Here is an 11965-nt window from a genome sequence, read left to right as displayed (position 1 = left end):
TCTTCCGCCCCGTCGGCTGTCAAATATTTCGCAGGTGCAAAAAGTCGAATTTGAAATATTTTATCCGAGCACAATTAAGAAACTCTTCGCTCTCCCCTGATTTTTACGGGTTTATCATCGCGCCTTCATCTTGCAAGACGTGCGTGGAAGATCGGCCGATATCGGAAACCTGGGATTTAGGCCCTTCGGGCGCGGGCGTTTTCTTATCCGGCAGGATGAAGGGAACGAAATCCGGACGACATGGTTAGCCATCGAGAAACGGCGCCCCTTGGCAAGCCGCGACGATGACATGCATCCAAGGAGCATGCTGTGAATGTGCTAAGCTTCAGCAGAATGAGAAACAGTCGCGATGATCCCGATGCCGCCTTCGTGACCACGGACGTTGAGAACCGGCAGCTCTACAGATTCGCCCTGGAATACGAGATGGACGGCAAGACTTGGGCGACCGAAATTTGGGCCTATTCTTCCAGGGATGCCGAAGACCGCATCGCTGCGATGCGCAGATCACTGTCAATCTGCGGTCAGCTTTACGGCGAGGTGGAAGCCTAGCTTCCCGGCCAGTCGACGAACGAGGGTGATCCATGGACATGACGCGCATCCGAGATCGCATGGTGGAGCACCTCGTGACGCGCCGCGGCATTCGCGATCGCGGCGTCACCAATGCGATGCGCATGGTGCCCCGCGAAAAATTCGTCGATCCGGGCTTCGAGGAATTCGCTTACGAGGATGCGCCGCTTTCGATCGGCGACGGCCAGACCATTTCGCAGCCATTCATCGTGGCCCTGATGATCGAAAAGGCCGATCTCAAGGCCGGCGACAAGGTGCTCGAGGTCGGAACGGGCTCCGGCTACGCTTCGGCGCTCCTCAGCCGCATCGCAAGGCATGTCTATTCCATCGAACGCCATGAAAGGCTGGCGCTCCAGGCGCGGGAGCGGTTCGAGAAGCTCGGATACGACAATATCGACGTTCGGGTGGGCGATGGCAGCAAGGGCTGGGCGAAAGCCGCTCCCTTCGATGCCATTATCGTTTCCGCGGGCGCGCCCGAGGTACCTCCTGCCCTGAAAGAGCAGCTGGATCTCGGAGGACGGCTGATCATCCCCGTGGGTCGCGACCACGCACAGCGCCTGAAACGCATCAGGCGGACAGCGGCCACGACCTTCGAGGAGGAAGATTTGGGCGGCGTACTCTTCGTTCCGCTGATCGGCGAAGACGCCTGGACCGCCGAACATCCGATGTACACCGCGACCACCCCGTCGTTGCATGCCGAAAAGGCGCCCTGCGAACTCATCCGAGAGGCCGCGGAAGAATTTTCGTCGGTCGACGATAGACGTTTTGCCGCCTTTTTCGATAGGTTTGCCGAAAGCCGCATTGTTCTGCTCGGCGAATCCACCCATGGCACCGCCGAGTTCTATGAAGCACGGGCTGCCGTCAGCCGCCATCTGATCGAGCATTACGGGTTCAACTTGATCGCGGTCGAAGCGGATTGGCCGGACGCGGCAACGCTCGACCATCGAATAAACGGCCGGACGACGAAAGGCAGCCCGCCGTTCAGCCGTTTTCCCAAGTGGATGTGGCGGAACCTGGAATTTTCAGGTTTCGCTCGCTGGATGAAGGAGGAAAACGACCGCCGCAAAGCGTCGCGGGCAGATCCGATACGGTTTTACGGCCTGGATCTTTACAATATGTCGGAATCGATCCGCTCCGTCCTCGACTATCTCGAACGTGCCGACCCGGAAACCGCCGGGATCGCCCGGGAACGCTATGGCTGCCTCAGCCCCTGGCAGAGCAACCCGGCGACTTATGGCAGAGCCGTCCTCACCGATGCCTATAGATCATGCGAGGAGGCCGTGCTGAAACAATGCACCGAGCTCCTGACGCGATCGCTGGAGGATACGGCCTCCAACGGCGATGATTTCCTGAATGCCGCCCAGTCGGCAAGGCTGCTTGCCGCCGCCGAGCGATATTACCGCGTCATGTATTACGGCGGCTCGCAAGCCTGGAATCTCCGCGACACTTATATGGCCGACACCGTCGAACATCTCCTCGATTTTCACGGACCGGCTGCAAAGATCATCATATGGGCCCACAACTCGCATATCGGCGATGCCCGCTATACCGAGATGGCGGCTGCCCGTGACGAGCGGAACCTCGGCCAGCTGTGCCGACAGCGTTTCGATGGAATGACCAGCCTCATCGGGTTAGGAACGCATTCCGGCGAGGTGATTGCCGCAGACGATTGGGATGGACAGGCCGAGAAAAAGCCGATGAACCCGTCGCTCCCGCAGAGCTACGAGCGCCTATGCCACGATTGCGGAAAGCCCAGATTTCTTCTCGATCTCAAAGCCGACGAACAACTGCATGCAAGCCTCGTCGAACAGCGGCTCCAGCGCTTCATCGGCGTCATCTACCGGCCGGAAACGGAACGACTGAGCCACTACATGCTGACATCGCTGTCACGGCAATATGACGCCTTCCTCTGGTTCGACGAAACCCACGCGCTTACTCCGCTGGCGCCGCAGGATCCCGGCACCGGTGATCCGGAGACTTTTCCTTACGGCCTTTAGGAGACGACCGCCGAAGAGGCGGGAACTCTCGGCTTGCCGGGAGGTTTGTCGGCTCATCAATCGGGAGATTCCGATGAAATGCCCGGCAGCGCCGGAAAAAGATGCTATCCCGCCGAGCTTTCCGAAATCATTCGCGATACGGCATTCTTCCAGCCGATGATCTTGCCCTGCCGCTCGGTCTCTTCCATCGAAGGGCTGAAGCGGCGATCGCAGGACCAGGCCCGGGCGAAATCCCGCCTGCCGGGCCAGATGCCGACCTTCGAACCGGCGAGCCAAGCGGCGCCGAGCGCCGTCGTCTCGCGGATCGCCGAGCGGTCGACGGGGTTTCCCGTGATGTCGGCCAGGCATTGCATCGTCCAATCCGAAGCCGCCATGCCGCCATCGACGCGCAGCACCGTTTCCAGCTGGTTGGCGCCCCAGTCCTTCTTCATCGCCACCAGCAGGTCGAGCGTCTGGTAGGCGACGGATTCGAGCACGGCACGGGCGAATTCCGCCGGGCCGCTGTTGCGCGTCAAGCCGAAGATCGCGCCGCGTGCGGCGGGATCCCAATAGGGAGCGCCGAGACCGGTGAAGGCCGGAACGATATAGACCTGCTGTCCGGGATCGGCCTTGGTCGCCAGAACCCCGGCTTCCGAGGCCTGATTGATGATGCCGAGGCCATCGCGCAGCCATTGCACAGCCGCACCCGCAATGAAGATCGAGCCTTCCAGCGCATAGGTCGTCTCGCCGTCAAGTCGGCAGGCGATCGTCGTTAACATCCGGTTCGACGAGGAAACGCGATCCCTGCCGGTATTCAGCAGGGCAAAGCAGCCGGTGCCATAGGTGGATTTCATCATGCCGGGCTCGAAGCAGGCATTGCCCACCGCCGCCGCCTGCTGGTCGCCGGCGACCCCTAGAATGGGTAACTCCGCACCAAGCAGAGCCTTGTCGACGCGGCCGAAATCATCGGCGCATTCCTTTACTTCGGGAAGCATCGCGGCGGGGATACGGAGAATGCCGAGAAGCTCTTCGTCCCATGCGCCGTCATCGATATTGTAAAGCAGCGTTCTCGAGGCATTGGTCGCATCTGTGGCGTGGACGCGCCCGCCTGTCAGATTGTAGATCAGCCAGCTGTCGATCGTGCCGAAGCAGACCTCGCCCGCCTCCGCCTTTTCCCGCAGGCCATCGACATTGTCGAGCAGCCAGCGCAGCTTCGTGCCGGAAAAATAGGGATCGAGCAGCAGGCCGGTCTTGGCGCTGAACAGCTTCTCATATCCGTCGGCCTTGAGGCTCTCGCACATTTCGGCCGTGCGCCTGTCCTGCCAGACGATCGCGCGGTGGAGCGGCGTGCCGGACTTGCGATCCCAGACGACCGCCGTCTCACGCTGGTTGGTGATGCCAATCGCAGCGATATTGGCAGCCTCGATGCCGGCATCGGCGATCGCCTTGCGCGCCGTATCGACGACGGACCGCCAGATTTCGGCGGCGTCGTGCTCCACCCATCCGGGCTGCGGATAATATTGGGTGATCTCCGTCTGGGCCGAGCCGACCATTTTCATGCTGCCATCGAAGATGATCGCACGCGAAGACGTGGTGCCCTGATCGATCGAAAGAATATAGCCGCTCATATCCGTCTCCGGCTCGCACGAAACAGCTCAGCCCGCTGCTGAGCAGCAGGATGCGGAGGTTTCATAAGAGAAAGATTGTAGGGGCCACCGGCCGTAGCCGGTGGCAGGAAGTGAATGGCCGGAAGCCTCGTCGCCTCCGGCCGAGGTCCGCCTTACTTCGACTGCCAGCTCTTGACGAGTTCGTCGTAGTTGACAGTGACCGGCTTTTCCTTCTCTTTCTCGATCTTCAGCTGCGGCGCAAGGTTGCCCTTCTTCACCGCATCCGCGTTCCAGTAAGCGAGATCATGCTCTTCGGCGAGCTTCGGGCCGATATCGCCCTGGACGCCCGATTTCTCGATACGGCCCATGACCTTCTCCTGCTCGCCGCAGAGAGAATCCATCGCTTCCTGCGGTGTCTTGGCGCCGGAAGATGCGTCACCGATAGCCTGCCACCAAAGCTGAGCCAGCTTCGGATAGTCGGGCACGTTGGTACCGGTCGGCGACCACTGAACGCGGGCCGGCGAACGATAGAACTCGATCAGACCGCCGAGCTTGGGAGCACGCTCCGTAAAGCTCTTGTCGCGAATGGTAGATTCGCGGATGAAGGTGAGACCGAGCTGGCTCTTCTTCACGTCGATCGTCTTTGAGGTCACGAACTGTGCATAAAGCCACGCGGCTTTCGCACGATCCGTCGGGGTCGACTTCATCAGGGTCCAGGAACCGACGTCCTGATAACCGAGCTTCATGCCGTCTTTCCAGTAAACGCCATGCGGGCTCGGTGCCATGCGCCATTTCGGCGTACCGTCCTCATTCATAACAGGCAGGCCAGGCTTGACCATGTCTGCGGTAAACGCCGTGTACCAGAAGATCTGCTGCGCGACGTTACCCTGTGACGGCACCGGACCGGATTCCGAGAAGGTCATGCCCTGAGCTTCCGGCGGTGCATACGCCTTCAACCAATCGAGATACTTCTGGATCGAATAGACCGATGCCGGGCCGTTGGTGTCGCCGCCGCGCGCGACGCACGAACCGACCGGACGCGACTTCTCGTCGACCTTGATGCCCCATTCGTCGACCGGAAGACCGTTCGGCAGACCCTTGTCACCGTTGCCGGCCATCGAAAGCCAGGCGTCGGTGAAGCGCCAGCCGAGCGACGGGTCCTTCTTGCCGTAGTCCATATGGCCGAAGACCTTCTTGCCGTTGACGTCACGGCCGGTGAAGAATTCAGCAATGTCCTCATAGGCCGACCAGTTGACCGGAACGCCGAGATCGTAGCCGTATTTCGCCTTGAAATCGGCCTTGTTCTTCTCGTCGTTGAACCAGTCGTAGCGGAACCAGTAGAGGTTGGCGAACTGCTGGTCGGGAAGCTGGTAGAGCTTCTTGTCCGGCGCGGTCGTGAACTTGGTGCCGATGAAGTCGTTGATGTCGAGGCCGGGGTTGGTAACGTCCTTGCCTTCGCCGGCCATCCAGTCGGTCAGGTTGCGCACCTGCTGATAGCGCCAGTGAGTACCGATCAAGTCGGAGTCGTTGACCCAGCCGTCATAAAGGTTCTGCCCCGTCTGCATCTGCGTCTGGATCTTTTCGACAACGTCACCCTCTTGAATGACGTCGTGTGTGACCTTGATGCCGGTGATCGCAGTGAAGGCCGGAGCCAGAACCTCGGACTCATACTTGTGAGTGGTCAAGGTTTCCGAAACAACCTTGATCTCCATACCCTTGAAAGGCTTCGCAGCATCGATGAACCACTGCATTTCCTTTTCCTGGTCGGCGCGAGAGAGCGTCGACATGTCGCCGATCTCTTTATCCAGGAAAGTCTTTGCCTCGTCCATGCCGGCATAGGCCGACCCGGTCATGGCCAGCAGTACCGCTGCTGTCGTCGTCAATAAATGCCTTCGCATAATATCCTCCCAGGGTTTGCGATTGCAGTCTTCACGTCTCAGGCGGCCAGAAATACCCCCGGCCATCTGCATCAGTTTGCCTCACACGTAACGGAATACGCCGACGGCGTAGACAACGGAGAGAGCGAGAGCCCACCAGAGGCTTGATCCCGCGAGACCAAGCCAGGCAAGATGGATAAAGGCGCTGCCGAGCAGCGAAAGGAAAAGCCGGTCACCGCGCGTCGTCTCGAAGCGCAGGATTCCGATCCGCGGGTTACCGCCCGGTGCGGCATACTCCCAGACCCCCATGCCGATCAGCAGCAATACGATAACGATGAAGAAAGCGGCCGTCGGCCAGGTCCATGCCATCCATGAAAAATCGGGAAGCGAAAAGCTCATCAAACCCTCCCCAGGGCGAAGCCCTTGGCGATGTAATTACGCACAAACCAGATCACCAGCGCCCCTGGGATCAGGGTCAGAACACCCGCGGCGGCGAGCAGGCCCCAATCCATGCCGGATGCAGAGACGGTGCGGGTCATGGTGGCAGCGATCGGCTTTGCGTCGGTCGTCGTCAGCGTCCGCGCGATCAGCAACTCGACCCAGGAGAACATGAAGCAGAAGAAGCAGGCGACACCTATGCCGCTCGCAATCAGCGGCGTGAAAATCTTCAGGAAAAATCGCGGGAACGAGTAGCCATCGATATAGGCCGTTTCGTCGATTTCCTTCGGCACGCCCGACATGAAGCCTTCAAGGATCCAGACCGCAAGCGGCACGTTAAAGAGGCAATGCGCCAATGCCACAGCGATGTGCGTATCGATCAGTCCAAAGGCCGAGTAGAGCTGGAAGAACGGCAGGGCAAAGACTGCCGGCGGCGCCATGCGGTTGGTCAGCAACCAGAAGAAAAGATGCTTGTCGCCCAGGAACCGATAACGGGAGAAGGCATAGGCCGCCGGCAGCGCGACTGACACCGAGATCACCATGTTGATCACGACATAGGTGATTGAATTGATGTAGCCGGAATACCACGCCTTCTCCGTGAAGATCGTCACGTAATTAGCGATCGTCGGGTTATGAGGATAAAGGGTCAGAGAATTGACGATTTCCGCATTGGTCTTGAAGCTCATGTTAACGAGCCAATAGATCGGCAGCAGGAGCACGATGATGTAGATCGTCGGAACCAGCCACCACCAGCGCGATTCCTCGCCGCGCCGGCGCATCAGACGGCTGACTTCATCGGAGGAGAGACCGCTTGCGACGCTGGTAACGCCAGAGATCTTTCGGCTCGCTGTCGTTTCGTTAGAGGCGCTCATTTCAATTCTCCGCGTCGTGGCTTGTCATGACGGTGTAGAACACCCACGAAAGCAGCAGGATGATCAGGAAATAGATCAGCGACATGGCGGCGGCCGGACCGAGGTCAAACTGTCCGAGGGCGGTCTTGACCAGATCGATCGACAGGAACGTGGTCGAATTGCCGGGACCGCCGCCAGTGACGACAAAAGGCTCGGTGTAGATCATGAAACTGTCCATGAAGCGCAACAGCACGGCGATCAGAAGAACGCGCTTCATCTTCGGCAGCTGAATATAGCGGAACACAGCCCAACGAGACGCTCCGTCGATCTTGGCTGCCTGATAGAAAGCATCAGGAATGGAAACGAGACCGGCATAGCAGAGCAAGACAACCAGGCTCGTCCAATGCCAGACATCCATGATGATGATCGTCACCCAGGCGTCGAGCGGATCCTGCACATAGTTGTAATCGATGCCGATGGCATTGAGGTAATAGCCGAACAAACCAATGTCGTTGCGGCCGAACACCTGCCAGATCGTGCCGACAACGTTCCACGGGACCAGCAGTGGCAGCGCCATCAGAACCAGGCACACCGGCACGCCGATGCCCGATTTCGGCATGTTGAGCGCAATGAAGATACCGAGCGGGATCTCAAGAGCGAGAATGATCAACGAAAAAATCAGATTTCGCTGCAGGGCGGCCCAGAAACGGTCGGAATGCAGGATTTGGGTAAACCAGTCCGTTCCGTTCCAGAAGAACTGGTTGTTTCCGAAAGTGTCCTGAACGGAATAGTTCACAACCGTCATCAAGGGAATGACCGCCGAAAATGCCACGAGCACGAGGACCGGCAGGACCAGAAACCAAGCTTTGTTGTTCCAGGTTTTTTCCATGATCAAGCCTCCGGTGCGGCGCGCCAAGAGTCGGCATAGATACTGATACCCGATGGCTCGAAGGTCACCCGTGGATCAGCCGGAATGTCGCCGTCTTCTGGGATGACGATCGCGATCGGCTGGCCGGCAAACTGCGCACGAACGATCTTCTGCCGGCCGATATCTTCCACCTTGCTGACCGTCACAGGCATGCCCTCGCGACCGACCCGGATAAACTCTGGCCGGATTCCAAGCTCTACCTTGGCCGCAGCCGAAGTCTTTGGCGCATAATCGAGCGTCAGCGCATGCTCACCGATCCGAACCGTGCGGCCTTCCACCCTGGCCGGCATGAAGTTCATGCCCGGAGAACCGATGAAGTAGCCGACGAAGGTATGGCTCGGACGCTCGAAGAGCTCGGCCGGCGTGCCGATCTGTACGATCTCGCCATCGTACATCACCACGACTTTGTCGGCGAAGGTCAGCGCTTCCGTCTGGTCATGCGTGACATAGACCATCGTAAAACCGAACTGCTTATGCAGCCGTTTCAGCTGCGATCGCAGCACCCATTTCATATGCGGATCGATAACAGTGAGCGGCTCGTCGAAGAGAATCGCGTTCACATCCGAGCGCACGAGGCCGCGGCCGAGCGAAATCTTCTGCTTTTGGTCCGCCGTCAAACCACGGGCGCGTCGCTTGGCCCAGCCTGCAAGATCGATCATCTCCAATATTTCGCGGACACGACGATCAACATCGGGCTCCGCCACTCCGCGATTGCGCAAGGGGAAAGCCAGATTGTCATAGACGGTCATCGTGTCGTAGATCACCGGAAACTGGAATACCTGCGCAATATTTCGCTGCTGCGTCGGCAGGTTGGTAACGTCCTGTCCGTCGAACAGAATTCGCCCTTCGGACGGCTGAATAAGGCCGGAAATGATATTGAGCAGCGAGGTCTTTCCGCAGCCTGAAGGTCCGAGCAGCGCATAGGCGCCGCCATCGTTCCACTCGTGGTGCACTTCCTTAAGAGCGTAGTCCTTCTCGCTCTTCGGGTTCGGCCCATAGGCATGTCGAATATGATCGAGGGTGATACGTGCCATGATCTTCTCCTAGCCCCTCTGCCTGGCAGTGGTGATCGCCCGGCCGTCCGCGCCGAACGCCATCAGGTGGCGCGTGTCGATGAAAACGGAGAGATCCGCGTCCGGGTCGATATTGTGGATGCCGTGCGCCAGCATCACCCAACGGGTGTCGGCAAATTGCAGATGCACGAAACTTTCCGACCCCGTAATTTCCGAAATCTGTGTCCGTGCTGTCAGCCGCGCCGAATCGGCCGTCTGGGCGGTCGGTGCAAGATGATGCGGGTGAAACGCGATCGTTGCCGGCCCATCCGGCACGTTCTGAAGGTGCGGCGGCACTGCAAAAATCACAACGCCGTCGCGCAGAAAATTGCCTTCCGCTTTGACCAGATCGATAAAATTCAGCGGCGGATCGGCAAAGGTTTTCGCCGTCGTCAGATCGAGGGGATTGCGATAGACCTCGATCGTCGGGCCGAACTGCGTGATCCGGCCCTCGTTGAGCGCTGCCGTATTGCCGCCGAGCAACAAGGCTTCGGAGGGTTCCGTCGTGGCATAGACGAAGATCGCGCCGGACTGGGCGAAGATGCGCGGCAATTCCTGCCTCAGCTCTTCACGCAGCTTGTAATCGAGATTGGCGAGCGGCTCGTCCATCAGCACGAGGCTGGCGTTCTTGACGAGTGCGCGCGCAAGCGCGGTACGCTGCTGCTGGCCGCCGGAGAGATTGAGCGGCGTGCGATCGAGATAGGGCGTAAGCTTCAGAAGTTCGGCCGCCTTGCGCACCTCGCGGTCGATCGTGGCGGCATCCTTACCCGATATGCGCATCGGCGAGGCGATGTTCTCGTAGACGGTCAGCGCCGGGTAATTGATGAACTGCTGGTAGACCATGGCGACATTGCGCTTCTGCACCGGCATGCCGGTGACGTCGGCGCCATCGAAATGGACGGAGCCGGCGGTCGGACGGTCGAGCCCAGCCATCAGCCGCATCAGCGACGTCTTGCCCGACAGCGTCGGCCCGAGCAGGACGTTCAGCGTGCCCCGCTCGAGGACCAGATCGGTCGGATAGATGTGATAGTCCGCCCCCACCATCTTGGCGGCGTTTCGCAGTTCCAGCATTCCTGTTCCCGTGCCTCCACGCAGCGGGGATCACATGGCTCTTATCCGGCCATCGCCGGTCTGGCAGCCATGTACTCCTCCAGTGACTGTGCCTGCTCCTTGGAAAGGCGCAGACCATCCTTCGTTCTCCTCCACAGCACGTCATCGGCGTGCCGGGCCCATTCATATTCAACGAGGTAGGTGACCTCAGCCTCATAGAGATCGCCGCCGAACAGCCGTCCGAGGTCCCCGGGACCCCTGGCATCGCCGAGCAGCACCTCGGCCCTCGTGCCGTAGCGGCGCACCAGCCGGCGCGCGTGTGTGTCGGCGAGGAAGGCATAACGCCGTTTCAATTTGGCGACCTCGGCCTCATACCCTTTGACCGGGAAGTCGCCTCCCGGCAGATGGCTCTTGGCCGTCCAGGGCGCGCCCTTGACGCCGATCGCGGCACCGATTTTCTCCAGCGCATGTTCGGAAAGCCGGCGATAGGTGGTGAGCTTGCCGCCGAAGACGTTGAGCAGCGGCGCAGCCTCGCCTTCGCCCTCGATTTTCAGCACATAATCGCGCGTCGCTTCCTGGGCCTTAGAGGCGCCGTCGTCATAAAGCGGCCTGACCGCCGAATAGGTCCAGACGATATCCTCGGGCCTGACCGGCTCCTTGAAATATTCAGAGGCCGCATTGCAGAGGTAGACCGTTTCTTCCTCGGAAATCCTGACATCCTTGGGATCGGCGGTGTAGTCGCGATCGGTGGTGCCGATCAGGGTGAACTCGCCCTCATAGGGGATGGCGAAGATGATGCGGTTGTCGGGATTCTGGAAGAAATAGGCTCTGGGATCGTCGAACTTCTTCTTCACGATGATATGGCTGCCCTGGACGAGGCGGACATGGCGGGCCTCGTTCTGCCCGAAGGCCGAGCGGATGACGTGGTCGACCCAGGGGCCTGCGGCATTGACCAGCATGCGGGCCAGATGGCTGCCATTGCGGCCGGTGACCGTATCGATGGTTTCGATGTGCCAGAGGCCATTCTCGCGCCTGGCCGCAACCACCTTGGTGCGCGGCAGGATGGTCGCCCCCTTGTCGGCGGCATCGCGGGCGTTCAGCACCACCATGCGGGCGTCGTCGACCCAGCCGTCGGAATATTCGAAAGCCCGCGTAAACAACGCCTTCAACGGCTTGCCGGCCACGTCTTTGCGCATGTCGAGCACGGATGTCGCCGGCAGCAGCTTGCGACCACCGAGATGATCGTAAAGGAAGAGGCCGAGCCGGATCAGCCACGCCGGGCGAATGCCGCCCTTATGATAGGGCAGCACAAAGCGCAGCGGCCAGATGATATGCGGCGCCATCGCCCAGAGGATTTCACGCTCCATCAACGATTCACGCACCAGGCGGAATTCGTAATGCTCGAGATAACGCAGGCCGCCATGGATGAGCTTGGTCGCGCCCGAGGAGGTGCCCGAAGCGAAATCGTTCATTTCCGCCAGCGCCACGGAATAACCGCGGCCCACGGCATCACGCGCGATCCCGCAGCCGTTGATGCCGCCGCCGATGACGAATATGTCGTGAATTTCCGGGCCCAACTTCCCCTCCGAGCCTGCTGCGGATTTCGCATCGCACAAAAT

Annotated in this window: 10 protein-coding genes; 2 read left to right on the top strand and 8 right to left on the bottom strand. The window is 59.8% G+C overall.

Annotation, left to right across the window (positions count from 1 at the left end; all coding sequences use genetic code 11):
* The first annotated feature begins 333 nt into the window (after positions 1-333).
* Positions 334-549: a hypothetical protein gene (locus tag NE852_RS26810; protein ID WP_245270884.1), complete on the top strand. Its 216-nt coding sequence runs from the start codon at positions 334-336 to the stop codon at positions 547-549.
* Between the two features lie 32 nt (positions 550-581).
* Positions 582-2564, top strand: a complete 1983-nt coding sequence (locus NE852_RS26805; protein WP_258156959.1) for a protein-L-isoaspartate(D-aspartate) O-methyltransferase — start codon at positions 582-584, stop codon at positions 2562-2564.
* Positions 2565-2668: 104 nt separating this feature from the next.
* Here NE852_RS26805 and glpK read toward each other — a convergent pair whose 3' ends face one another.
* From glpK to glpD, 8 genes are all read right to left on the bottom strand, one after another.
* Complete coding sequence (gene glpK / locus NE852_RS26800; protein WP_258156958.1) at positions 2669-4171, bottom strand: glycerol kinase GlpK; 1503 nt, start codon at positions 4169-4171, stop codon at positions 2669-2671.
* A 152-nt stretch (positions 4172-4323) separates the two neighbouring features.
* Entirely contained in the window at positions 4324-6048 is a 1725-nt protein-coding gene (locus NE852_RS26795; protein WP_008536410.1) for an ABC transporter substrate-binding protein, read from the bottom strand.
* A gap of 81 nt (positions 6049-6129) precedes the next feature.
* Entirely contained in the window at positions 6130-6426 is a 297-nt protein-coding gene (locus NE852_RS26790) for a DUF2160 domain-containing protein (RefSeq protein ID WP_008536409.1), read from the bottom strand.
* Complete coding sequence (locus NE852_RS26785) at positions 6426-7337, bottom strand: carbohydrate ABC transporter permease (protein WP_037175592.1); 912 nt, start codon at positions 7335-7337, stop codon at positions 6426-6428. The genes NE852_RS26790 and NE852_RS26785 overlap by 1 nt, the downstream gene beginning before the upstream one ends.
* A gap of 1 nt (position 7338) precedes the next feature.
* A complete protein-coding gene (locus tag NE852_RS26780) occupies positions 7339-8205 on the bottom strand; it encodes a carbohydrate ABC transporter permease (protein ID WP_008536407.1) in 867 nt (288 codons plus the stop codon).
* Positions 8206-8207: 2 nt separating this feature from the next.
* Positions 8208-9278 carry an ABC transporter ATP-binding protein gene (locus NE852_RS26775; RefSeq protein WP_008536406.1) on the bottom strand — a complete coding sequence of 357 codons (1071 nt, stop codon included), beginning with the start codon at positions 9276-9278 and terminating at the stop codon, positions 8208-8210.
* 9 nt (positions 9279-9287) lie between these two features.
* Positions 9288-10367, bottom strand: coding sequence for an ABC transporter ATP-binding protein (locus tag NE852_RS26770; protein ID WP_008536405.1), 1080 nt, complete (start codon positions 10365-10367; stop codon positions 9288-9290).
* A gap of 41 nt (positions 10368-10408) precedes the next feature.
* Positions 10409-11923: a glycerol-3-phosphate dehydrogenase gene (gene glpD, locus NE852_RS26765; RefSeq protein ID WP_258156957.1), complete on the bottom strand. Its 1515-nt coding sequence runs from the start codon at positions 11921-11923 to the stop codon at positions 10409-10411.
* Between the last annotated feature and the right edge of the window lie 42 nt (positions 11924-11965).

It is taken from the genome of Rhizobium sp. Pop5 (genome assembly GCF_024721175.1).
Taxonomy (GTDB): domain Bacteria; phylum Pseudomonadota; class Alphaproteobacteria; order Rhizobiales; family Rhizobiaceae; genus Rhizobium.
This window is presented reverse-complemented; position numbering and strand designations above follow the sequence as displayed.

Bases quoted from the DNA above. Each gene is read 5' to 3' on its own strand.
- NE852_RS26770 (WP_008536405.1), bottom strand. From the start codon at position 10,367: ATGCTGGAACTGCGAAACGCCGCCAAGATGGTGGGGGCGGACTATCAC.
- NE852_RS26795 (WP_008536410.1), bottom strand. From the start codon at position 6,048: ATGCGAAGGCATTTATTGACGACGACAGCAGCGGTACTGCTGGCCATG.
- NE852_RS26790 (WP_008536409.1), bottom strand. From the start codon at position 6,426: ATGAGCTTTTCGCTTCCCGATTTTTCATGGATGGCATGGACCTGGCCG.
- glpK (WP_258156958.1), bottom strand. From the start codon at position 4,171: ATGAGCGGCTATATTCTTTCGATCGATCAGGGCACCACGTCTTCGCGT.
- NE852_RS26780 (WP_008536407.1), bottom strand. From the start codon at position 8,205: ATGGAAAAAACCTGGAACAACAAAGCTTGGTTTCTGGTCCTGCCGGTC.
- NE852_RS26810 (WP_245270884.1), top strand. From the start codon at position 334: ATGAGAAACAGTCGCGATGATCCCGATGCCGCCTTCGTGACCACGGAC.
- NE852_RS26785 (WP_037175592.1), bottom strand. From the start codon at position 7,337: ATGAGCGCCTCTAACGAAACGACAGCGAGCCGAAAGATCTCTGGCGTT.
- NE852_RS26775 (WP_008536406.1), bottom strand. From the start codon at position 9,278: ATGGCACGTATCACCCTCGATCATATTCGACATGCCTATGGGCCGAAC.
- NE852_RS26805 (WP_258156959.1), top strand. From the start codon at position 582: ATGGACATGACGCGCATCCGAGATCGCATGGTGGAGCACCTCGTGACG.